This is a genomic window from uncultured Williamsia sp. (assembly GCF_947494875.1).
Lineage (GTDB): Bacteria > Actinomycetota > Actinomycetes > Mycobacteriales > Mycobacteriaceae > Williamsia_A.
The window spans coordinates 279,442-300,315 of record NZ_CANLWM010000001.1; the positions used below are offsets into that span (position 1 = coordinate 279,442).

24 protein-coding genes are annotated in these 20,874 nt (G+C 69.4%); 14 read left to right on the top strand and 10 right to left on the bottom strand.

Going from position 1 to position 20,874, the window contains the following annotated elements; translation table 11 throughout:
• Window positions 1–20 precede the first annotated feature (20 nt).
• Window positions 21–1,553, bottom strand: coding sequence for a molybdopterin-dependent oxidoreductase (locus Q1A98_RS01470; RefSeq protein WP_299569317.1), 1,533 nt, complete (start codon window positions 1,551–1,553; stop codon window positions 21–23).
• 286 nt (window positions 1,554–1,839) lie between these two features.
• On the opposite strand from Q1A98_RS01470, the gene Q1A98_RS01475 reads away from it, so the two are divergent.
• On the top strand, window positions 1,840–2,523 hold the full coding sequence (locus Q1A98_RS01475) for a fasciclin domain-containing protein (RefSeq protein ID WP_299569319.1): 684 nt from the start codon (window positions 1,840–1,842) through the stop codon (window positions 2,521–2,523).
• 141 nt (window positions 2,524–2,664) lie between these two features.
• Here Q1A98_RS01475 and Q1A98_RS01480 read toward each other — a convergent pair whose 3' ends face one another.
• The 3 genes from Q1A98_RS01480 to Q1A98_RS01490 form a co-directional block, all read right to left on the bottom strand.
• On the bottom strand, window positions 2,665–4,119 hold the full coding sequence (locus tag Q1A98_RS01480; protein ID WP_299569321.1) for an FAD-binding protein: 1,455 nt from the start codon (window positions 4,117–4,119) through the stop codon (window positions 2,665–2,667).
• Window positions 4,120–4,230: 111 nt separating this feature from the next.
• The gene (locus Q1A98_RS01485) at window positions 4,231–4,671 is read right to left on the bottom strand and encodes a hypothetical protein (protein WP_299569323.1); all 441 of its coding nucleotides are present in this window, start codon (window positions 4,669–4,671) and stop codon (window positions 4,231–4,233) included.
• Window positions 4,671–5,324, bottom strand: coding sequence for a sigma-70 family RNA polymerase sigma factor (locus tag Q1A98_RS01490; RefSeq protein WP_299569325.1), 654 nt, complete (start codon window positions 5,322–5,324; stop codon window positions 4,671–4,673). The genes Q1A98_RS01485 and Q1A98_RS01490 overlap by 1 nt, the downstream gene beginning before the upstream one ends.
• A gap of 250 nt (window positions 5,325–5,574) precedes the next feature.
• Between Q1A98_RS01490 and Q1A98_RS01495 the strand changes: the two genes are divergently transcribed.
• Genes Q1A98_RS01495 through Q1A98_RS01525 form a run of 7 tightly spaced genes read left to right on the top strand, consistent with a single transcriptional unit; the run spans window position 5,575 to window position 8,598 of the window.
• Window positions 5,575–6,051, top strand: a complete 477-nt coding sequence (locus Q1A98_RS01495; protein WP_299569327.1) for an Asp23/Gls24 family envelope stress response protein — start codon at window positions 5,575–5,577, stop codon at window positions 6,049–6,051.
• The gene (locus Q1A98_RS01500; protein ID WP_299569328.1) at window positions 6,048–6,371 is read left to right on the top strand and encodes a hypothetical protein; all 324 of its coding nucleotides are present in this window, start codon (window positions 6,048–6,050) and stop codon (window positions 6,369–6,371) included. The genes Q1A98_RS01495 and Q1A98_RS01500 overlap by 4 nt, the downstream gene beginning before the upstream one ends.
• 7 nt (window positions 6,372–6,378) lie before the next feature.
• On the top strand, window positions 6,379–6,669 hold the full coding sequence (locus Q1A98_RS01505; protein ID WP_299569330.1) for a hypothetical protein: 291 nt from the start codon (window positions 6,379–6,381) through the stop codon (window positions 6,667–6,669).
• Window positions 6,670–6,703: 34 nt separating this feature from the next.
• Window positions 6,704–6,886, top strand: coding sequence for a DUF2273 domain-containing protein (locus Q1A98_RS01510; protein ID WP_253653675.1), 183 nt, complete (start codon window positions 6,704–6,706; stop codon window positions 6,884–6,886).
• On the top strand, window positions 6,879–7,286 hold the full coding sequence (locus tag Q1A98_RS01515; protein WP_299569332.1) for an Asp23/Gls24 family envelope stress response protein: 408 nt from the start codon (window positions 6,879–6,881) through the stop codon (window positions 7,284–7,286). The genes Q1A98_RS01510 and Q1A98_RS01515 overlap by 8 nt, the downstream gene beginning before the upstream one ends.
• Window positions 7,283–8,029, top strand: coding sequence for a DUF6286 domain-containing protein (locus tag Q1A98_RS01520; protein ID WP_299569334.1), 747 nt, complete (start codon window positions 7,283–7,285; stop codon window positions 8,027–8,029). The genes Q1A98_RS01515 and Q1A98_RS01520 overlap by 4 nt, the downstream gene beginning before the upstream one ends.
• A complete protein-coding gene (locus Q1A98_RS01525) occupies window positions 8,026–8,598 on the top strand; it encodes a hypothetical protein (RefSeq protein ID WP_299569335.1) in 573 nt (190 codons plus the stop codon). Before Q1A98_RS01520 ends, Q1A98_RS01525 begins: the two co-directional genes overlap by 4 nt.
• Before the next feature lie 67 nt (window positions 8,599–8,665).
• Here Q1A98_RS01525 and Q1A98_RS01530 read toward each other — a convergent pair whose 3' ends face one another.
• Genes Q1A98_RS01530 through Q1A98_RS01540 form a run of 3 tightly spaced genes read right to left on the bottom strand, consistent with a single transcriptional unit; the run spans window position 8,666 to window position 11,473 of the window.
• Complete coding sequence (locus tag Q1A98_RS01530) at window positions 8,666–10,942, bottom strand: cation-translocating P-type ATPase (RefSeq protein WP_299569337.1); 2,277 nt, start codon at window positions 10,940–10,942, stop codon at window positions 8,666–8,668.
• Entirely contained in the window at window positions 10,939–11,145 is a 207-nt protein-coding gene (locus tag Q1A98_RS01535) for a heavy metal-associated domain-containing protein (protein ID WP_299569339.1), read from the bottom strand. The genes Q1A98_RS01530 and Q1A98_RS01535 overlap by 4 nt, the downstream gene beginning before the upstream one ends.
• Window positions 11,146–11,176: 31 nt before the next feature.
• Window positions 11,177–11,473, bottom strand: coding sequence for a metal-sensitive transcriptional regulator (locus tag Q1A98_RS01540; RefSeq protein ID WP_299569341.1), 297 nt, complete (start codon window positions 11,471–11,473; stop codon window positions 11,177–11,179).
• Between the two features lie 127 nt (window positions 11,474–11,600).
• On the opposite strand from Q1A98_RS01540, the gene Q1A98_RS01545 reads away from it, so the two are divergent.
• The 5 genes from Q1A98_RS01545 (at window position 11,601) to Q1A98_RS01565 (ending at window position 17,532) form a co-directional block, all read left to right on the top strand.
• The gene (locus Q1A98_RS01545) at window positions 11,601–12,446 is read left to right on the top strand and encodes a phytanoyl-CoA dioxygenase family protein (protein WP_299569343.1); all 846 of its coding nucleotides are present in this window, start codon (window positions 11,601–11,603) and stop codon (window positions 12,444–12,446) included.
• Window positions 12,447–12,492: 46 nt separating this feature from the next.
• Window positions 12,493–13,047, top strand: a complete 555-nt coding sequence (locus Q1A98_RS01550) for a TetR/AcrR family transcriptional regulator (RefSeq protein WP_299569345.1) — start codon at window positions 12,493–12,495, stop codon at window positions 13,045–13,047.
• A 171-nt stretch (window positions 13,048–13,218) separates the two neighbouring features.
• Window positions 13,219–14,841: a GMC oxidoreductase gene (locus tag Q1A98_RS01555; protein WP_299569347.1), complete on the top strand. Its 1,623-nt coding sequence runs from the start codon at window positions 13,219–13,221 to the stop codon at window positions 14,839–14,841.
• A gap of 85 nt (window positions 14,842–14,926) precedes the next feature.
• Window positions 14,927–16,267: a lipase family protein gene (locus tag Q1A98_RS01560; RefSeq protein ID WP_299569349.1), complete on the top strand. Its 1,341-nt coding sequence runs from the start codon at window positions 14,927–14,929 to the stop codon at window positions 16,265–16,267.
• A 92-nt stretch (window positions 16,268–16,359) separates the two neighbouring features.
• The gene (locus tag Q1A98_RS01565; protein WP_299569350.1) at window positions 16,360–17,532 is read left to right on the top strand and encodes a macrolide family glycosyltransferase; all 1,173 of its coding nucleotides are present in this window, start codon (window positions 16,360–16,362) and stop codon (window positions 17,530–17,532) included.
• A 12-nt stretch (window positions 17,533–17,544) separates the two neighbouring features.
• Here the strand turns inward: Q1A98_RS01565 and Q1A98_RS01570 are convergent, their stop codons facing one another.
• The 3 genes from Q1A98_RS01570 to Q1A98_RS01580 form a co-directional block, all read right to left on the bottom strand.
• On the bottom strand, window positions 17,545–18,231 hold the full coding sequence (locus Q1A98_RS01570) for a hypothetical protein (protein WP_299569352.1): 687 nt from the start codon (window positions 18,229–18,231) through the stop codon (window positions 17,545–17,547).
• 75 nt (window positions 18,232–18,306) lie between these two features.
• Window positions 18,307–18,471, bottom strand: coding sequence for a hypothetical protein (locus Q1A98_RS01575; RefSeq protein ID WP_299569355.1), 165 nt, complete (start codon window positions 18,469–18,471; stop codon window positions 18,307–18,309).
• A gap of 139 nt (window positions 18,472–18,610) precedes the next feature.
• Window positions 18,611–19,753, bottom strand: coding sequence for an acyl-CoA dehydrogenase family protein (locus tag Q1A98_RS01580; RefSeq protein ID WP_299569356.1), 1,143 nt, complete (start codon window positions 19,751–19,753; stop codon window positions 18,611–18,613).
• Window positions 19,754–19,899: 146 nt separating this feature from the next.
• Here Q1A98_RS01580 and Q1A98_RS01585 point away from each other — a divergent pair, with 146 nt between their 5' ends.
• Window positions 19,900–20,802 (top strand): alpha/beta hydrolase, encoded by a 903-nt coding sequence (locus Q1A98_RS01585; RefSeq protein WP_299569358.1) that lies wholly within the window; start codon window positions 19,900–19,902, stop codon window positions 20,800–20,802.
• The last annotated feature ends 72 nt before the right edge of the window (window positions 20,803–20,874 follow it).

Genomic DNA, 20,874 nt, shown 5'->3' on the forward strand with positions numbered 1-20,874 from the left:
AGCGTGTCATGGTCGAGGTCCTAGGTGATCGTGAAGACACGGTTGTTCCACCCCGTGGCGCCGCCGGGGATGGGTGGTGTGCGCTCTTCGGTCTGCAGCTGACCGTCCATGTCCGTGGCACGACAGGTGACCGTGTGCTGACCGGGGGTGGCCTGATAGCGGTAGGACCACTGTCGCCACGTGTCGATCGAGTACTCCTCCGCCAGTTGCGCAGGCACCCAGGGGCCGTTGTCGATCTGCACCTCGACCTTGGAGATCCCGCGGTGCTGCGCCCACGCCGTCCCGCCGATCATGACGTCCCCGGCCGGTGAGGTGGAGAAGGAGGCGGGGGTGTCGATCCGGGACGCCGTCTTGATGGGGCCCTCCTGGCCCCATCCGCGCTCCGTCCAGTAGGCCTTCTTGCGATCGAAGCGGGTGAGCTCCCAGTCGACGACCCACTTGCACGCGGAGACGAATCCGTAAAGCCCGGGCACGACCTGGCGCACGGGGTAACCGTGCTCGAGCGGGAGCGGCTGCCCGTTCATCCCGACGGCGAGGATCGCGTCCCGGCCGTCGGTCAGCGCAGCGACCGGCGTCCCCGACGTCCAGCCGTCGACGCTGGTGGAGAAGAGCATGTCCGCATCGGGCTGGACGCCGGCCTTCTCGAGGATGTTCTTGATCGGGAAGCCGATCCAGGTCGCGTTGCCGGCCAGGTCACCGCCGACCTGGTTCGAGACGCAGGTGAGGGTGATGACCTTCTCCACGGACTGCATGCCCATGAGGTCGTCCCACGTCAGTGTCATCTCGTTGTCCACCATGCCGTGAATCCGCAGCTGCCACTCGGAGGTCTTCAGCTCAGGGACCTGGAGTGCGGTGTCGATGCGATAGAACGTGTCGTTGTTCGTGACGAACGGGGTCACGCCAGGGATGTCGAGGTTCGCACCTGCGGGGATCGCCTTGGCGCGCACACGCGGGACAGGCAGCTTCAGCGAGGCGCGCTCAGAGATGGCGTTGCCCGCGTTCGCGATCGCCCGGCCGACGAGGGCGACGGCACCCGCGGCGACCGCAGCGGTCGCGGCGGCGCCGACGAACGCCCTGCGCGACAGCCCGTCCTGCTCGGGAGCCGCGGCATTGCGCCGCGCGCCCAGGTATCCGGTGAGCACACGCAGCACCAGCACCCCGACGACGATGGCGGCGAGAGACGGGAGGACATAGGTGGCCTGGGCGGTCGGACGTTGGAACGCCGCGATGATCCCGACGACGCCGAACAGCACGACGAGCACGGATCCGAACGGCTTGGTCCGACGCTCGATCAGCCCGGCCACGATCGCGAGGACCGCGATGCCGATGGCCATGCCGGTGAGGAGGACCTGCTTGTCCGACGTGCCGAACGTGTCGATCGCGAACTCCCGTACCGGCGCCGGGGCGTTGTCGACGAGCAGGGCGCCGACCGCGAAGTAGGGAGAGGAGAACGACGACACCGCGACCGACACGATCTCTCCGGCGGCAAGGGCGGCGCCGACGGCGATCAGGCCGGCGAGCGCCCGGCGGAGCACGAACTCGATGCGGGACACGGGTGTCACCCCTCTCGGATGAAGTGTGGAACGGGCCTGACCGACGTCCGTCGCCCGCGGGTGAGGTGGGTGGGATGAGCGTCGACATGGAGTTCGGTGCCGAGGCGTCAGCGGATGGACCGATGACGTGGATCACGGAGATCTCACGCACGCCTGCGTTACGTGTTCGTGACGCACGGCGGGGATAGACGCGAATTCGAGACCGGAAATTTCGGGCACCACCCATCCGCCCGCACGTACGTTGCGAATGGATAGCGACCGATCCCCCAACGAAGGAATCAAGAACATGGCTCTGAAGCGCACCCAACGATTTGCTGTCGCCATCGCCGGCGTCGGCCTGGCCATGGGCCTCGTCGCCGGTTGTTCCAGCGACGACAGCTCTGACTCGTCCTCCGCGTCGAGTGCTGCCCCCACTTCTTCTGCCGCCGCCGAGTCCTCGGCTGCGGGCGGTGCCGCCAGCGCCGATCCGGCCGCCGATCTCGTCGGCTCGGGTTGCGCGAGCTACGCCGAGCAGAACTCGTCGGGCCCCGGTTCGGTCAGCGGCATGGCGCTGGACCCGGTCGCCACCGCGGCCAGCAACAACCCGCTGCTGAAGACCCTGACGCAGGCCGTCTCGGGTCAGCTGAACCCGCAGGTCAACCTGGTCGACACCCTGAACGGCAGCCAGTTCACCGTGTTCGCGCCCGTCGATGAGGCCTTCGCCAAGATCCCGGCCGCCACCATCGACACCCTGAAGACCGACAGCGCCCTGCTGACCAAGATCCTGACCTACCACGTGATCCCGGGTCAGCTGTCGCCGTCGCAGATCGCCGGCACCCACAAGACCGTCGAGGGCCAGGACGTCACCGTCACCGGCTCCGGCAACGACCTCAAGGTCGGCGCCGGCAACGCGTCGGTCATCTGCGGTGGCGTCAAGACCGCCAACGCGACCGTGTACCTGATCGACTCGGTGCTCATGCCCCCGAGCTGATCACCACCCGTGATCCGATGAGCCGGAGGTCATCTCCGCGCTGATCGACCCACACACGACGACCCGGAGTCATCTCGGATGGCTCCGGGTCTCGTCGTCTGTGGGAGTCGGGTACCGAGAAGTGGTGCGGGCGAGACGGTGTCAGCGCGACTCGGCGGCGTGCCGACCGGCGCGACGGCCGAAATACGAACCCTCGCCCAACTGCGTGCCGCTCGCGTAGCCCTTCGCGTCCTGGGCGATGTTGGCCGCACCGGCGCCCGCGGCGTAGAGACCGGGGATGCGATCACCGTTGCCGGTGAGGACCTGCCCGTCCACCGAGGTGGCGAGGCCGCCCATGGTGAAGCCCGCGTACAGCGCCTCACCGAGGCTCATGTTGAACGCGGCCCACGGTCCGGTGTCCTGCGGCGCGAGCCATTCCGCCGCCTTGTGGAAGTCGGGATCCTCCTTGCGCGCGGCGAACTCGTTGTAGCGCTGCACCGTCGCCACCAGCGCACCCGTCGGCATGCCGAGGTCAGCCTCCATCTCCTCGACGGTCTCCCAGCCGTCCACGAACTTGATGAGTGGCATCTTCGGACGTTCCATGTGCGCTTCGTCGACGATCAGCCACGCGTGCGAGTCGGGCTGGTCGAGGATGAACCCCGCGGTGCGCGAGTGGTAGGAGTCCTCGGCGACGAAGCGCTCGCCGTTCTTGTTCACGATGAGCCCGGTGATGAGGATCGACGGCGGATAGGCAGGCGCGGTGACGAACGGCTCGCCCATGTGCTTCAGCCCGGCACCCACCGACGCGCCGAGCCGGATGCCCAGGCCGTCGTCGAAGGTGTTGCCCAGCGAGTACGGCTTCTCGGCCAGCGCGGGGACGAACTCGTCGACCATCTCCGGGTTCATCACGAAACCCCCGGCCGCGATGATCACACTGCGGGCGCGGATGAAACCCCTGTCCGACAGGCTCTTCCAAGCGACACCCACGACGGCACCCGAGTCGTCGACGACGAGGTTGCGGGCCCCGGTCTCGTAGCGGATCTCGACACCGAGGTCGGCGAGGCGCTTCACGATCAGCTCGATCACCATGCCGGCACCGCCGGTGTCCCCGGGGACCGGCACCTTGTGACCCCGAGGTGCGGGCTTCGCCATCTCGCAGAAGGGCCACACCTTCTCGTTGCCGGTGAACATCAGGCCCTGCGTCTCGGGCTGGATGACCGCCTTGCCGGAGAAGAACGTCCGCTCGAACTCGAAGCCGAGCGACTCGAGCCAGTCGAAGTGCTCGACGCTGTCCTGACAGTAGGCGTGGATCTTGTCGGGCTCGGGGTCGCGGCTGACCGCGGTGATGTACTTCTCCATCTCCTCGGCCGAGTCCTCCTGGCCGGTCGCCTTCTGCACGGCGGTGCCACCGCCGAGGTAGAAGTGCCCACCGGCAAGCGACGTCGTGCCGCCGGCGACCGCGGCGCGCTCGAGCACCAGGACCGACGCACCATGCGTGGACGCCTCGACGGCCGCGCAGCCGCCGGCGATCCCACATCCGATCACCAGGACGTCGACCTCGTCGGTCCATGACTCGACCGACGACGCGGTCACCACCTCGGGCAGCTCGGCGCGCATCCTCAGACCTCCGGCACTCGACGCGACGACGTCTGGCGACGCCGCCTCGAGACAGCCTAGCGACTGACTAGAACAGGTTCTAGTTCCGATCGCGATCGCGCAGGTGGAGACTCATTCCAGATCAGCCCAGTGAACGTCGATCGCCGACGACACCCGGGCGGCGTGATCGGCGCCGATGACATCTTCCAGGAGCGCCTCGATCGCCGCCCGCGCCTGCTGGGCCACCACCTGGAGATCGTCGGCGTATTGCGCGACGAGACCCAAGGTGATCCCGACGGCCTCGCCGTCGACGATGCGCACGGCCACCTCGACGACGCGACGTCCGATCGCCGACCGGACGGCCAGCAGGACGAGTCGCCGGACGACGCGGTCGGTGACCACGACGAGCCCGTCGTCGGTCGCCAGTTCGTCTCGTGACTGCGACAGCCGGCGGGCGGTGTCCACGACGGTCTTCGTCAGACGGGCGATGTCCGATGTCGTCGGCCCCAGGCGTCGACCCGCCTCGAGGATCCAGTCCTCGGACCGCGGCTCGGCGGTATGCATGTCGACCATCACACACCAGCTTCCTGTGATGCGCCCGCTGCGGCCACCGCGCGATCCGGCCCGGACGGCCGGGGTCGCCAGGGTTCGAGTCGTTCGGCCAGACGCGCGCGAGTGCGCTGCAGGTGTCCCCGAACGGAATTGGGCGATATGGACAGGATCTCCCCGATCTCGGGATGGGACAAGCCCTCCATCTCACGAAGCCACCACACCGCCCGCGCGGTCGGGGTGAGCGCACCGAGTTCCGCCTCGAGCGCCTCGTGCAGCGACTGGCCCACGGCGGCGTCGGCGGGTCCGGGACGGCGGTCCGGGAGCGCGATCATGACCTCGTCGTCGAACGGTGCCTCGACCCGACGCCGACGCAGGTCGATGATCTTGCGGTGGGCGATCGAGAACACCCAGGTGCGAAAGCTGCTCTGGAACCCGAACTTGGGCAGGCTCTTCCACGCCGCGACCAATGTCTCCTGGACGACATCCTCGGCGTTCTGGGCATCCGGGGTGAGCCGACGCGCGTAGCGCAGCAGCAGCGGGAGGGTCCGACGGACCAGCTCTTCGAACGCGGCACGGTCGCCGACTGCCGCACTCGCGGCGAGTGATTCGTCGGTCTCCTCCGCGAGACGTCCACGAAGGCGTCGGCTCTCGCCGGCGTCGTTCTCACTGGGCACGTCGTCTCCGTTCGGCGGGGCCGTCGTCGGCCCGTCTCGTGCAGTGACAACGAGCCGCACCCCCCACCGTATCCTGGTGTGACTCACATCACAGCACGCACGAGTGCATTCGGCGGGGGTGCCACGACTACATCTGTGCGCCGGTTGGGAACCCCGGCCACGGGGAACCCGGTCGTCGCGACCGCGTCCACCGAATCGTGCGAGTCGACCCGATCGGTCGGCTCACCATGTGTTGACATAAGGAGTGGCTATGAGCACACCGACCACCACCACCAGCAGCGCTGCGGCCAAGGTCAGCCCCAGCAAGGAGATCTCCCCCGAGCACCGCGACCTCGTGGGCGAGCACGGTAAGACCACCATCGCCGACCAGGTCGTGGCGAAGATCGCCGGCATCGCTGCCCGCGAGATCGACGGCGTCTACGCGCTGGGCGGCCAGGCCGCCCGCATCGTCGGCCGTGTCCGTGAGGCCATCCCGGGTGGTCAGCAGAGCATCACCCAGGGCATCTCGGTCGAGGTGGGCGAGAAGCAGGCGGCCGTCGACCTCGGGCTCGTCGCCGAGTACGGCGTCGCGATCCACGATCTCGCTGCCGCCGTCCGCTCGAACGTCATCAACTCGATCCAGCAGATGACCGGACTCGAGGTGACCGAGGTCAACGTCGCCATCCACGACGTCCACTTCGAGGACGACGACGACGACACGACCACCGCCGAGCCGCGGGTCCAGTGACCTCCGACGCCGACCTGGCCGATGCGGTGGCGACAGCCGCCGCATCGGTCCCCGGTGTCACGGGGCTGAACGCGGGCCGGTTCGGAGAGGTCGCCACCTTGGCGGCCGGCCGACGGATCGTGGGTGTGCGACTGCACGACCACAGTGGCGAGGTGCACATCGAGGTCACCCTGGACCGCTCCGTCATGGACACCGCCGAGGACGTCCGTCGCACCGTCGAGAAGGTCGCCGGACGGTCGATGACGGTCGTCGTCGAGGACGTGTCCATGGGAGAGGACGCCGGACCCGAACCGTCCGACGCCCCCGCGTCTGGGACCTGACCGCCTCGTGCCGGTCCCGTCCGAGTACGCCGCGCGGCGTCGAGCACTGATCCGACGACACCATCCCGACGTGGGTGGTGACGCCGAGGTGCTCGCCGCCGAGCTCGACGCCCTCGACCGGGAGTTCGCGCAGCGGCGGGCCGTCGTCCCGCCCCGCGTCGTCGCGAACCCACCACTGCGCGTCCGACCCACCGGGCGGGTCCGCCGCCTTCGTCGGTCGGCCACACGCGCCATTACACGCCTGCGCGGTCGACTGCCCCGGTCCGTCCCCGGCAGTCGTCGATACTTCGAGATCTGACCGCCACCCATCCATCGCATCGGAGAGAGACCTCATGAACAACAACGCCACCATCGGACTCCTCGTCGGACTGCTGCTCGCCATCGCGGCGACCACCGGCGGTTTCGGCGGGTTCATCCTCGCGATCGTGCTCGGCGCGATCGGACTGGCCATCGGCCTGCAGCGTGACGGGACGATCGATCTGTCCGGTCTGCTGCGGAGCCGGAACCGTGGCTGACCGTCACCTCCCCGTCGCCTGGCCGGATCTGACGCCGACTCCGCCGACCGAACCGGACGGCGGCCCCGGCACCACGACGATCCACGACCGCGTCGGGGAGAGCATCGGCAAGAAGGCCGCGCTGTCCATCGAGGGCGTTCTGCGCCGGAAGGGATCGCTCGGCCTCATCACCGGTGGCGAGTACCCGAAGGTGTCGGTCGACATGTCGCGGCCGCACCCGGACGTGAAGGTCGACGTGGCCATCCACTGGCCGACCCAGGCGACCGCCCTCTGCCAGGAGGTGCGCGCCCTGGTGCACACGGAGCTGTCGCGTCTGACGGGCGTCACGCCCCATCGGGTGGACGTCACCATCGCCGACGTCGTCGTCGGCGACGAGGGCTCGCAGAGGAGAGTGCGATGACCACATCGACCACGCCTGAACCCGGGCCGGCCCCCCGGCTGAAGAAGATCGTCCCACCGACCGCCACACCCGGCGCCGTCTGGATCACCTCACTGTTCGCGCTCATCCTCATCGCGGTGGGTGCCATCGCGATCCGCGACATCTGCGTGGACCAGAAGTGGATCAGTGGATCGCAGTGGATCGCCGCCGCGTCCCGCTGGATCTCGAGGTTGTCGTGGCAGGGCTGGTTCTGGGCGGTGGCCATCGCGCTCGTGGTGGTGGGACTCCTGCTGGTGTGGACGGCCATCCGCCCGCGCAGCAAGACCCACATCGCGCTCGACGGCGCCGGCACCGTCGACGGTTACGCGCCAAGCACGTGGACTCGCAAGGTCGACGTCGCCCGTCGCGCGAGCGCCGTGGCCCGACAGGCCAAGGGCGTCACCAAGGCGGACACCACCGTCAAGCGCCGCAAGGTCGTCACCCGCATCACCTCGACCGACGAGGCCCCGGCATCCGCCGACGCAGTGCGCGATGCGATCACCGCCGCCATCACCCCCGTGCTGCCGAAGCACAGCGTGAAGGTGAAGACGACAACAGTGAAGATTCCACACTCCCAGACGCCGCCCCCGCCGAGCGGCCGTCCGACCCTGCCCGAGCCGATCGTCGGCGGCGAGACCGACGACGACTCCGAGGACGCCACGTCGACGACCCCGACACCAGCCGCGGCGACGGGTGCGACGACCACGAAGGAGGTGCGCTCGTGAACGCACTGCCCGCCGGCGTCAACCGGCTCATCACCCTGCTCCTCGGAGCGGTTTTCATCGTCGTCGGTGCAGCCGCCATCACCTGGGAACTGAAGGTGCAGTTCGTCCGTGACCAGCTCGACAAGATCGATCTGTCGTGGTTCGACCGCACGCCGGACCAGAGCTGGTGGCTGTACGTCCTCATCGGCATCGCGGTCGTCGGGATCCTGCTCGGCCTGCTCCTGCTCGGCATGAACAGCCGGCCCCGCAAGACCGGCTCCGTCGTCCTGCCGGGCAGCGACGAGACGGGGACGTTGTCGGTGAATCCGTCGAAGATCGCCAACGCCGTCGCCGACGATCTCGAGCGTCACCGGCTGATCACGTCGACCCGCTCCCGCGCCGTCGACGACCGCAAGCGGAAGATGCTGGAGATCACGGTCGAGGCAGAATCCGACCGCGACTTCGCCGACATCGTCGAGATCGTCGGCAAAGCCGAACAGCAGATCGCCGCGGCGCTGCCGGGCAGCGAGATCCGCCCGCGGTTCCAGATCCACCTGTCGACACCGAAGAAGAGCGTTCGCGTCGACTGACGCGTCACAGGGAGCGAAGCGGGCCCCGAGGCATCCCGCCTCGGGGCCCGTCTCTCGTGTGCAGGCTTTACCGGAACCGACGCAGTCGCAGGCTGTTCGTGACGACGAAGACCGACGAGAAGGCCATCGCCGCGCCCGCGAACATCGGGTTCAACAGGCCCGACGCCGCCAGGGGCAGTGCCGCCACGTTGTAGGCGAACGCCCAGAAAAGGTTGCCGTGAATGGTCTTCCGCGTCGCCCGCGCCAGCCGGACGGCGTCGACGGCCGACGACAGGTCTCCGCTCATCACGGTGATGTCCGACGACTCGATCGCCGCGTCGGTCCCGGTGCCCATCGCGAGTCCCAGATCGGCGGTCGCGAGCGCCGCGGCGTCGTTCACGCCATCGCCGATCATCGCGACACGAGCACCTTTGCCTTGCAACGACTCCACCACCGAGGCCTTGTCCGCGGGAAGGACACCGGCGATCACCTCGTCGATGCCGACAGCCGCGGCGACCGCCCTGGCGGCACCCTCGTTGTCACCGGTGAGCAGCACCGGCGTCAGACCCAGTTCGCGGAACGCGGCGATCGCCTCGGCCGACGACCGCTTCACCTCGTCGGAGACGACGACGACACCGCGAACGGCTCCGTCCCAACCGGCGACGACAGCCGTCGCGCCGGACGACTCGGCGTCTGACACCGCTCGCACGACCGTGTCGTCCGCTGACAGCCCCTGGCCCTGCAACCATCGAAGCCGTCCTGCGACAACGGTTCTCCCGTCGACGACACCTCGCACCCCTCGACCCGGCTCCGACACGAAATCGGCCGGGGCCGGCAGGTCCTCGCCGACCCGGTCGCGTGCGCCCGTCACGATCGCACGGGCGATCGGGTGCTCCGACCGCGCCTCGACCGTCGCGGTCGTCCGAAGGAGGTCGTCGGCGTCGACCCCCGGTGCGGCGACCACCTCGACGAGGGTCATCACACCGGTGGTGACCGTGCCGGTCTTGTCGAGCACGACGGTGTCGATGCGACCGGCGCGTTCGAGCGCCTCCTGCCCGCGGATGAGGACACCGAGCTGCGCGCCGCGGCCGGTGCCCGCCATCAGCGCGGTCGGTGTCGCGAGACCCAGCGCGCACGGGCAGGCGATGATCAGCACGGCGACGGCAGCGGTGAACGCCGCCGACACCCCACCCCCGGCGAGCAACCACGCCGCGAGGGTGACGATCGCGAGCCCCAGCACCACGGGCACGAAGAACGCCGAGATGGTGTCGGCGACGCGCTGCAGACCGGCGCTCCCCTCCTGCGCGCGCTGCACCAACTGCGCGATCTGCGCGATCTGGGTGTCCGCCCCGACCGTCGTCGCACGGACGGTCAGCGTGCCGTCGACGACGATGGATGCCCCGACCACACGGTCGCCCGGTCCGGCGTCGACGGGCGCGGACTCGCCGGTGACCACCGACGCGTCCACCGACGACCGTCCGTCCTCCACCACCCCGTCGACCGGGATCTTCTCACCGGGGCGCACGACGACGAGATCACCGACCGCGACCTCTCCGACGGCGACGGTCCGTTCTCGCCCGTCGACCAGCAGAGTGGCCTCCTTCGCGCCGACCTCGGCCAGTGCGCGCATCGCCGCGCCCGCCTCACGGGTGGACCGCGCCTCCAGGTACCGCCCCGCGAGCAGGAACACGGTCACACCGGCGGCGACCTCGAGATAGATCGACGACGAGGCGTCGCCACGGTCGAGGGTGAACGAGAAGCCGTGGCGCATGCCGGGCATCCCGGCGTGCCCGAGGAACAGGGCGTACAGCGACCACCCGAACGCGGCGGTGATGCCGATCGACACCAGGGTGTCCATGGTCGTCGCCAGATGGCGAGCGTTGCGGACCGTGGCCACGTGGAACGGCCACGCTCCCCAGACGACCACCGGGGCGGCGAGCGTCAGCGACAACCACTGCCAGTTGTCGAACTGCAGGGCCGGGATCATCGCGAGCGCGATGACCGGGATGCCGAGCAGCGCCGAGACGCGCAGCCGGTGACGGAGGTCGGCGGCGTCGCCACCGTGGGACATGTGGTCGTGGCCGTCGTCGGTGTGTGCGGGAGCGGTTCCGCTGTCCTCGTCACGCGCGATCGCCCGGTAGCCGGCCGCCGCGACCTGCCCGGCCAGGTCGGACACGGAGACGTCGGCCGGGTGGTCGACGCGGGCACTGCCGGTCGCGAAGTTCACCGTCGCCTCGACACCGTCGATCTTGTTGAGGCGCCGCTGGATCCGGGCGGCGCATGACGCACAGGTCATGCCCTCGATGTCGAACCGTGCGGTGGTGGTGTCGCCGACGGTCGTCGTCGCGTCGGCCGTCGAGGTCATGACGCCAGCTCGTAACCCGCCTCGTCGACCGCAGCCGCGACCGCGGCCCGATCCGGCTCGGCGTCGGCGTGGACGGTGAGACCGCCCGAGGCGAGATCGACCTCGACATCGGTCACGCCCGGGATCTGCGACACCTCCTCGGTGACCGCGCGGACGCAGTGCTCGCAGGTCATGCCGGTGACGGTGTAGGTGCTGGTGGTCATGGTGATTCCTTCCTGGAAACGGTGCGCTCGGTCAGGACCGGACGAGACGGGTGATGGCGTCCATCGCCTCGGTCACCTTCACCTGGCCGAGCTCGGGATCCTCGCGGGCGGCGTCGACGACGCAGTGGCTCATGTGCTCCTCGAGCAGCCCGAGGCTCACGGCGTGCAGGGCCTTCGTCATCGCGGTGACCTGCGTGAGGATGTCGATGCAGTACGCCTCGTCGTCGACCATGCGCTGCAGGCCGCGCGCCTGACCCTCGATCCGCCGCAGTCGCTTCAGGTAGTCGTCCTTGCGATGGATGTAGCCGTGCTGGTGCGTCTCGTCCACGACGACCTCCTCTGATCGGATACCCCCACCAGGTATACCCGCAATCGCCCGGTCCGCGCTACCCCCTGGGGGTATGCGCCCGGACGTTCGACGCGCGAGATCGCGCGGCCGGTCATAACCTCGGCGGATGGGTGCGGCGAACGATCACGGTGTCTTCGGCCTCGACGAGACGGCTGACCTCCTGTGGTTCTACGACATGCACGGATACGCGATCCTGCGGGGGCTCGTCGGCGAGGAGCGGTTGGCACGAATCGAGTCCGAGTGTGTCGACGCGCAGGCGCGCGTGCTCAGCGGTGCGCTCGCCGGACGGCACGGGTCGACGGTGTTCCTCGACGATGACGCGTCGGCGCCGGGGGTTGTGAACTACGTCGAGTACGTGTCCGAGGTGTCGCCGGCGGTGGCCGACGCCGTCACCGATCCGGCGCTCGTCTCGGTGATGAGCGCCATCCTCGGTCCGGACTGCTGGCTGCGGGCACACGAACAGTTCGGGGTCGTCTACCAGGACGCACGGCCGGGTCGCGACTCCGGATACGCCCGGATCGGGTGGCACTCGGACTGGCAGGCCGGCCCGAGCCTCGACGTGTGGCCGAGCACGGCGTTCACGATCCACGTCGACGGCACCAGCCCTGCCAACGGTTTCCTGAGAGTCGTTCCCGGAAGCCACCTCTGGGCCACTCCGGCGCCGTTCCGCAACGCGAACGGGGTGACCGTCCCCGAGGGCGCTCGGGCGTCGGGAGGCCGGACCGACCGGACACCGCCGTTCGACATGCCGCTGCGGTTCGAGAAGGTCCGCGGCGAGGTCGCCGTGTACGCCGAGGCCGGGGACGTCATCCTGCACGACGCCTACCTGTGGCACTCCGCCGCACGCGCCACCGACGACGACGAGCGTCGGCGACACGTGCGCGGTGGGTACTTCGGTGGGACACGTCCGCCTGCGGGTGTCGAGGAGTTCGTGAAGAACGCGGCTCGCTGACCCGTCGCGGGCGGGCCGGCCGGCCGGGGCGTGGGACCATCGGCGTATGCGCGCGCGGCAGCGGATCCTCGAGGCCACGCTCGAGATCGTGCGGGCCGACGGTTTCGACGCGGTGTCCATCTCGTCGGTCGCGCAGGCCGCCGGCGCGTCGCGCCAGACCATCTACCGGAACTTCGACGGTGCCGACGACCTGGTCCTCCAGGCGGTGGGCTCGCTCGTGTCCCATCTGCGCGACGAACTGGAGGCGCGTACCCAGGCCGTCGAGACCCCGCTCGACTACGTCGTCGAACTCATCGTCTCCGGCCGCGCGCTGGCGCGAGCAGATCCGTTGGTGACGCGGCTCATCACGCCGTCCGAGGCGAACCCGTTCTTCGACCCGTCGTTCATCCACGGCGCGAAAGCAATCCTGCGTGAGGCGTATTCGACCCTCGTCAGCCGGTCGCCGGAGCTGCAGGCGGGTGTCGACGACGTCGTCGAGGTGTCGGTGCGCCTGGCGCTGTCGGTCATCCTGTTCGACGATCCCGCACTCGAGGACGACGACCGCCTCCGTGCGTTCCTGCGTCGATGGATCGGACCTGGGCTGCCCGCGGCGTGGCGCTGAGCCCACCGTCCACCATCGAAGAACGAGACAGTTTTGCGCATTTCTGTCACATTTCGCGGGTGATTCTGTTGTTCACAGTCTCAAACTTCACCGGTTGGGCGGGGCCGACACGACCCTCGCGCCCCTAGTCTCCGGTCGACCATTCGCCCCGATCCCCTCGTCTGGAGACGCATGTCGATCACCCGTCGTAGTTTTCTCGCCGGCAGTGCAGCCGTCGCCGCCGCAGGCACCGTCGCCGGGCCGGCCGTCGCACGACCGACGCAACCGGGATCACCGAGGCCGGCGCGCATCCCCACGGTGCGCGAGGACCACCGCGCGGTCATCGTCGGATCCGGTTTCGGGGGCGGCGTCAGCGCTCTCCGTCTCACGCAAGCCGGTGTGCAGGTCACGCTGCTCGAGCGCGGGATCCGATGGCCCACGGGCCCGAACGCCCACACCTTCCCCGAACCCGGCTCGAACCTCGCCGACAAGCGGTTGCTCTGGTTCGGCACCGCCCCCGAGGCGCTACGCACACTGCTCCCGACGGGCTTCCCACGGATCGGGCCCGTGCCGCCGTACCCGGGCCTGATCGACGCGGTCGTCGGCGACACCATCACGGCGCTGTGCGGTGCCTCCTACGGCGGCGGCTCCATCACCTACCTCGGCATGTCGTTGCAACCCTCACGTGCCGTCTTCGAGGAGCACTTCCCCTCCGGCATCGACTACACGCGGATGGACCGGGTCCTCTACCCACGGGTGTCGCGGATGCTGCAGCTCCAGACGCCGCCCGACGAACTCATCGCGAGCCCGACCTACGAGTCGGCCCGCGTCTTCGCCCGCAACGCCCGTCGGGCCGGCTATCAGGTCGACAAGGTGCCCGTGCCCGTCGACTGGAGCTACGCACTGGCCGAGCTCCGCGGAGAGCTGCGGCCCTCGTACACGAACAACGGGTCCATCGGGATCAACAACGGGGGCAAGCACAGCGTCGACGTCACCTACCTCGCGGCAGCGGAGGCGACCGGACGACTCGACGTCCGCACACTGCACGAGGTCACCGAGGTCTTCGAGACCCGTGACGGCCGATGGGAGGTGCACGCCGATCACCTCGACCTCGCCGGCCGGGTCATCGAGAAGAAGATCCTCACCACCCGCGCGCTCGTCATGGCCGCCGGCAGCGGCAACACCCCGAAGATCCTCGTGCGGTCCGCCGCACTGGGACACATCCGCGACATGCCCGACGCGCTCGGGACGGGCTGGGGAACGAACGGTGATCTGATCTACGTCTGGAACGACCCCGCCGAGCGGTTCGGCGCCGTCCAGGGTGGCCCCGTCGTGTACGCGTCGGAGGACTGGTCGAATCCGACCACGGCGAACACGGTGATCCAGGCGGGCCTCCCGCCCCTCCCGGCCGACCTGCGCACAGCGATGATGGTCGGCTTCGGTGTGAGTCCCGACCGCGGCCGGTTCGACTACGTCGGCGCCTCCGATTCGGTGATCCTGCGATGGCCGCGGGACGGTGACCACGCCATTCGCGAGCTCATGAGCCGTCGCGCTCACCGGATCGCCGGGCCGGGGAGCACCCTGGTCGACACCAACGCGATCGCCAACACGACCTGGCACGGCCTGGGTGGCGCCTGCATGGGGTCGGTGTGCGACATCGACGGTCGGGTGCTCGGCAAGCGAGGTCTCTACGTGGTCGACGGGGCGCTCATCCCGGGGACGACGGGCGCCTGCAACCCGTCGATCACGATCGCCGCCATCGCCGAGCGCGCCATGGAAGCCATCGTCACCCGCGACGTCGGCACCGTCATCTGACCCGGCGGTGCTCACGGACAGACATCACCCTCCGAGAAGCGAGACAAAATTGCTCCGATACGTCTCGATCGCTAGGGTCCTCACCATGCGTGTCACACGTCACATCGCGGTGGGTGTCCTGGCTGTCGCCGCTGTCGCCACCGCCCTCGCGGCGCCCACCGCCTCCGCCGCGGACCCCTTCTACGCTGCGTCGCCCTCGACAGTCGCAGCAGCGGCACCCGGGGCGGTGCTCAAGACACGGACGATCCCGTACCACGTCCTCGGAGTCGCCACCCCGGTCACCGCGATCCAGATCCTGTACCGCTCCACCGATTCCGTCGGCGCACCCGTCGCGAACGTCACGTCGGTGCTGATCCCGCCGCGACCACTGCCGACCACGAAGGTCGTCTCGTACCAATCCGCCTACGACTCACTGAATCCCGCGGACTCCCCGTCGCGGGCCATCGCCGCCGACGACCGGCTCGGCGGCCTCACGGCGGGCGGGAATCCGGCCATCGGCGGCGTCGCCGCCAACGGTGAGGGTGCCATCGTCGGGCCGATGCTCGCGGCGGGTTACACCGTCGTCATCCCCGACACCGAGGGCCCGAAGGCGAACTTCGCGGCGGGCCCCGAGTACGGGGTGCACACCCTCAACTCACTCCGTGCCGTGCGTGATGTGCCTGCGACCCGCATCACCGGCACGTCACCCGTCGGGCTCATCGGGTACTCCGGCGGCGCGATCGCGACGAACTGGGCGGCGATCGAAGCACCCAGGTACGCACCGGATGTCGACCGGCAGCTGATCGGTGCGGCGCAAGGCGGCCTCCTGGTGAACCCCGCCACGAATCTCCGCTACATCAGCGGCACACCGGTCTGGTCGGGGGTCGCGGGGATGGCGGTGGTGGGCATCGGCCGCGCCTACGACATCGATTTCGGCCCGTACATCAACGACTTCGGGCGACGCATCCTCGGCCGCCTCGCCGATGCGTCGATCCTCAACGTCCTCGGTCAGTACGGACGACTCACCTGGCCGCAGGTGGTGCAGCCGAAGTACCGGAACCCCAACTCGGTGCGCGCGTTCGTCGACGCCACAAACAAGGTCAACATGGGAGCCGCAGGCACGCCTTCCATCCCGATGTTCGTCGCGCAGGGCGCCAACGGAGCACTCGAGGGAACCCCCACCGGGCCCGCCGGTGTCGGCACCGGCGACGGCGTGATGGTCGCCGGTGACGTGCGCACCCTGATGCGTGACTACTGCGCAGCGGGATTGCGCATCCAGTACGACGAGTACCCGGCGCTGAGCCACACGCTCTCCGCCGTCCCCTGGCTCGCCGGCGCGCTGCAGTGGCTGACCGATCGTTTCGCCGACCGACCCGCGCCCAGCAACTGCGCAGCCATCCGTCCCGGTAACAGTCTCGCCCCGCAGGTCTACGAACCCGCGCCCTGATCGGTGTCACCGTGGCGGCCCCCCGAAAACCGGGTGACGTCGGCACGGTCGTCGTGCGACCGTCGGAACCCCGACGGGCGAGAGGATCGACGATGGCACACGTGCTCATGGCGAGCATTCCCGCACCAGGACACGTCAACCCCCACGGCGAGGTGATCCGACGGCTCGTCGAGCGAGGCCACCGGGTGTCGTACGTGAACGACGCCTCGTGGCGTGCTCAGGTCGAGTCGCTCGGCGCGACCCTGGTGTCGTACTCGTCCGTCCTCGTCGACCACGCCTTCGCCGGCGACACCGACGCCGTGGACCATCTCGCGCTGTTCCAGGACGAGTACGAGGCCATGCTCCCCGCGGTGACGGCGATCGTCGACGACGATCCACCAGATCTGGTCCTGTACGACATCGCAGGCGTCCCCGCCCGTCTCGTCGCTGTGGCACAGGGCATCCCGGCGATCCAGTTGTCGCCCACGTACGTCGCGTGGCGCGGCTACGAGCGTGACATGGCCGAGTTCCTCGACGGTGTCCGAGCCGACCCCCGCGGCGTCGCCTACCTGTCCCGTCAGCAGGCGATGCTGCGCGCACACGGGATCTCCGCGGACCCGCTGGAATGGATCGGCCACCCCGAACGCAGCATCGTGGTCATCGCCGAACAATTGCAGCCACACCGCGACGAGGTCGACCGAGACGTCTACACCTTCGTGGGGCCGGCCGTGCGTCGCGCTGACCCGGCGGCGTGGAGTCCTCCCGACGACACACCGCTCATCGTCGTCTCACTCGGCAGCGCCTTCACTCACCAGCCCGCGTTCTACCGACGGTGTCTCACCGCGTTCGGCGACATCGATGACACCCGGCTCGTCCTGCAGATCGGGTCGGTCGATCCGGATGAGGTCACCCGCGGACGCCCTCTGCCCCGCGGGGTCGAGCTCCACTCCTGGATCCCCCAGCGCGAGATGCTCGACGCGGCAACGGTGTTCGTCACCCACGCCGGCATGGGCGGTTCGGGTGAGGGGCTGGTGACCGGGACGCCGATGATCGCCGTGCCCCAGGCCGTCGACCAGTTCGAGAACGCCGACGCGCTGGTGGCACTCGGTGTCGCTGTCCGTGTCGACACGTCCGACGCCACCGTCGACGCGCTGCGTGCGGCGTACACGACGGTCACCGGAGATACGGTGCGCGAGAGGAGCCGGCAGGTCGCCGCGTCTCTCGCCGAAGCGGGAGGGGCTGACCGCGCGACGGCGATCGTCACCGAACACCTGGCCGCCGTCTGAGGCGGCGGGCAGTCAGTTCTCGCGTGCCCGCCGGCCACGCGGCGCGCGGAGCAGGTCGGCGAGGCGGGACAGGGCGACGACGACCTCGTCGAGCGCGGCCACGACCTCGGGATCGGTCAGGGACGGACTCGCCGTCCGGTGGTCGTCGAGGTCGCGTGAGGGTCCGCCGTGGCGGCCCAGCGGCTGGTCGGGCGTGCGCGGTTGGTCCACGGGTCGGCCCTGTCGTGGCAACTCGGCGCCCGGATCGTCGAGGCCCGGCGTGCGAACGGCGCGACTGCGCATCGACGGCACATCGGTCGCCAGGTCGAGGATCGCCCGCTGCGGGATGTCGGTGCTCTGCGCGGGCGACGCCGGGGGCGCGGGGGGCGGCGAGGGCGGCGCGGGGCGTGGTGCGTGGCCGTTGCTCGGCGCGAACCAGTGGGCGCCGGGATGTCCCTCGAACAACATGCACGGCGTGACCGCCGGTGCGGAGCAGGGGTTCCGCTCGATCAACGACTGCGCGTGCGCGGCGGCGTCGTTCCACTGGATCCAGAGGCGCCGGTCGAAGCGCGGGACCATCTCGGCGTCACTCGCGTGATCGCCCCGGTGGCCGATGGACAGACGACAGTTCACCACCCAGCCGCCGACACTGGTGTCCCCCAGAGCGGCACGTTCGGCCTCCGTGCAGATGACGGTCGACCAACATCCGTCGTGAACCATGCCCCATCCCCTCGCCCCCGCGCGCGATCAGACTAGCCGCAGGGATCCGACCATGTGCACGCGACGGCGGGGACCTCAGCTCTGTTCCGCGAGCATCCGGTCGTCGAGGGGCGGGGCCTCGTCGGTCGCGCGCTGCTCCGCCAGCGATATGGCCCTGCCCACGAGGACCGAGACGAGCACGGCAACCGTGGCCCACACGACAACGATCGTCGCGACGACGGCGATGAGGAGAACACTCACCTCTGCCACCTGCCTTCCGGCCGGTAACCCCCCGTCCGGCTGTCGAGAACCCCGACCGAACATTCGTACCCCTGCATTCAGGATGCACGATGTTCCTGAAAGGTCGATGAGCGGGCGGTGAGAACACGCCTCGGAGGGATCAGAAGCCCAGGTCGCGACCCACGATGTCCTTCATGATCTCGGTGGTCCCGCCGTAGATCGTCTCGATCCGGACGTCGGTGTACATGCGCGAGATGGGGTACTCGGCCATGTAGCCGTAGCCGCCGTGCAGCTGCACGCAGGTGTCGACGATGCGCTTGAGCAGCTCCGTGGTCCACCACTTCGCCTTCGACGCGTCGACGGCGGTCAGCTCGCCGTCGACCATGGCCTGGATGCTGCGGTCGACGTAGGCGCGGGCGACGTCGAGGTCGGTGGCGATCTCGGCGAGCTTGTGGCGGTTGACCTGGAACGACCCGATCGACTGGCCGAAGGCCTTGCGGTCGAGCGCGTAGTCCTTGGTCATCTGGAACGCCTGGTGCGCGGTGGCGACGGCGCCGACCGCGATGGCCAGCCGCTCCGACGGCAGGTTGTGCATGAGGTGGTAGAAGCCCCGACCCTCCTGCCCGATGACGTTGGTCTCGGGGACCCGCACGTTGTCGAAGTGCAGCTCTGCGGTGTCCTGGGCGTGCTGGCCCATCTTGTCGAGGTTGCGGCCGCGCTCGAAGCCCTCCATGCCCCGCTCGACGGCGAGCAGCGTGAAGCCCTTGTGGCCCGCCTCCGGGTCGGTGCGCGCCACCACGATGACGAGGTCGGAGTTGATCCCGCAGGAGATGAACGTCTTGGACCCGTTCAGGACCCAGTGGTCGCCGTCCTTGACCGCGGACGTCTTGATGCCGGCGAGGTCGCTGCCGGCACCGGGCTCGGTCATCGCGATCGCGCCGATGATGTCGCCGGCCGCGAACCCGGGCAGCCAGCGCTGCTTCTGCTCGTCGGTGCAGAGGTTGACGAGATACGGACCGACGATGTCGTTCTGCAGGGTGAGTCCCGGCGCCCGCGAACCCGCCCGTGTCATCTCCTCGATGATCACGGCGTTGAAGCGGAAGTCGTCGATGCCCGAGCCGCCGTACTCCTCGGGGATGTAGTGGCCCACCAGCCCGGCCTCACCAGCCCTCTTGAACACCTCGCGATCGATGATCCCGTCGGCCTCCCACTGGTCGGCGTAGGGCAGGACCTCGCGGTCGACGAAGGCACTCGCCGACGAGCGGAGTTGATCGTGTTCGGACTCGAAGACCAGGCGCTTCATCGCGACCCTCTCGGTTGTCGGGCACAGCCCGGCCGGGGCGGCGACGGGCCGACGTAAGCGAGGTTACACAGAACGGAAGATTTCTGAAAGGGGGTTCAGTTCTGGGTCGGTCGGTGCAGATCGTGTGGCATGCGTAGCATTTCCTGGTGACCACGGGGGACATCTCAGCAGCGACGACGGACGAGCCCGCAGACGCATCCACGACCGTCCGGTTCACCGGGGCCGGCGGCATCGGGCTCGTCGGCAGCCGGTGGGATCCACCGACCGGCGCCACCGCGACCGCCCTGCTCCTGCACGGCGGCGGCCAGACCCGGCACTCGTGGAAGAGGACCGGCGATCATCTCGCCGCCGCCGGCCTGCGGGTGGTGACCCTGGACTGTCGCGGCCACGGCGACAGCGACTGGTCGTCGGACGGCTACTACGACATGGACGTCCTCGCCGAGGACGTCCATCACGTGATCACCGACCTGGGTGGTCCCGTCACGCTCATCGGGGCGAGCATGGGAGGCCTCACCGGCATCGCCGTCGCGGATCGCTGGGGCGTCGACGAGGTGTCCGCGCTGGTGCTGGTCGACGTGGTCCCCCGCTACGACCGTGGCGGCAGCCGCCGCATCCGCACGTTCATGCGCAGCGGCATCAGCGGTTTCGACTCTCTCGACGACGCCGCCGACGCGGTCGCGGCGTACCTGCCGCACCGGAAGCGGCCCCGCAGCATCGACGGCCTGCGTCGCAACCTCCGGCGGCGGGAGGACGGCCGGTGGTACTGGCACTGGGACCCGAACGTCATCGCGGCGGAGACCGTCGCCCGGATCCCCACCGACCAGCTCGACGACGCGGCGGCGCGCCTCGAGATCCCGATGATGCTGGTGCGCGGGATGTTGTCCGACGTCGTCCCCGACGACGTGCTGTCGGCGTTCCGGCGGCGCGTCCCCCACGCCGAGGTCACCGAACTCCGTGGGGCGGGCCACACCGCGGCCGGCGACGACAACGACGCCTTCAGCGACGCCGTCGTCGAGTTCGTCAGCAGGATCGCCCCGCCGACCCCCTGATCACCCGCCGAGCGTGCAGTCGATCTCGCCGAGCGGGCACTCGATTCCTCCGACATCGACGCGAATGCACGA

What these genes read in the sequence shown, in the direction of transcription:
- Q1A98_RS01475 (WP_299569319.1), top strand. Translation starts at nt 1,840, where the DNA reads ATGGCTCTGAAGCGCACCCAACGATTTGCTGTCGCCATCGCCGGCGTC.
- Q1A98_RS01480 (WP_299569321.1), bottom strand. Translation starts at nt 4,119, where the DNA reads ATGCGCGCCGAGCTGCCCGAGGTGGTGACCGCGTCGTCGGTCGAGTCA.
- Q1A98_RS01485 (WP_299569323.1), bottom strand. Translation starts at nt 4,671, where the DNA reads ATGGTCGACATGCATACCGCCGAGCCGCGGTCCGAGGACTGGATCCTC.
- Q1A98_RS01495 (WP_299569327.1), top strand. Translation starts at nt 5,575, where the DNA reads ATGAGCACACCGACCACCACCACCAGCAGCGCTGCGGCCAAGGTCAGC.
- Q1A98_RS01510 (WP_253653675.1), top strand. Translation starts at nt 6,704, where the DNA reads ATGAACAACAACGCCACCATCGGACTCCTCGTCGGACTGCTGCTCGCC.
- Q1A98_RS01520 (WP_299569334.1), top strand. Translation starts at nt 7,283, where the DNA reads ATGACCACATCGACCACGCCTGAACCCGGGCCGGCCCCCCGGCTGAAG.
- Q1A98_RS01530 (WP_299569337.1), bottom strand. Translation starts at nt 10,942, where the DNA reads ATGACCTCGACGGCCGACGCGACGACGACCGTCGGCGACACCACCACC.
- Q1A98_RS01535 (WP_299569339.1), bottom strand. Translation starts at nt 11,145, where the DNA reads ATGACCACCAGCACCTACACCGTCACCGGCATGACCTGCGAGCACTGC.
- Q1A98_RS01545 (WP_299569343.1), top strand. Translation starts at nt 11,601, where the DNA reads ATGGGTGCGGCGAACGATCACGGTGTCTTCGGCCTCGACGAGACGGCT.
- Q1A98_RS01550 (WP_299569345.1), top strand. Translation starts at nt 12,493, where the DNA reads ATGCGCGCGCGGCAGCGGATCCTCGAGGCCACGCTCGAGATCGTGCGG.
- Q1A98_RS01555 (WP_299569347.1), top strand. Translation starts at nt 13,219, where the DNA reads ATGTCGATCACCCGTCGTAGTTTTCTCGCCGGCAGTGCAGCCGTCGCC.
- Q1A98_RS01560 (WP_299569349.1), top strand. Translation starts at nt 14,927, where the DNA reads ATGCGTGTCACACGTCACATCGCGGTGGGTGTCCTGGCTGTCGCCGCT.
- Q1A98_RS01565 (WP_299569350.1), top strand. Translation starts at nt 16,360, where the DNA reads ATGGCACACGTGCTCATGGCGAGCATTCCCGCACCAGGACACGTCAAC.
- Q1A98_RS01570 (WP_299569352.1), bottom strand. Translation starts at nt 18,231, where the DNA reads ATGGTTCACGACGGATGTTGGTCGACCGTCATCTGCACGGAGGCCGAA.
- Q1A98_RS01580 (WP_299569356.1), bottom strand. Translation starts at nt 19,753, where the DNA reads ATGAAGCGCCTGGTCTTCGAGTCCGAACACGATCAACTCCGCTCGTCG.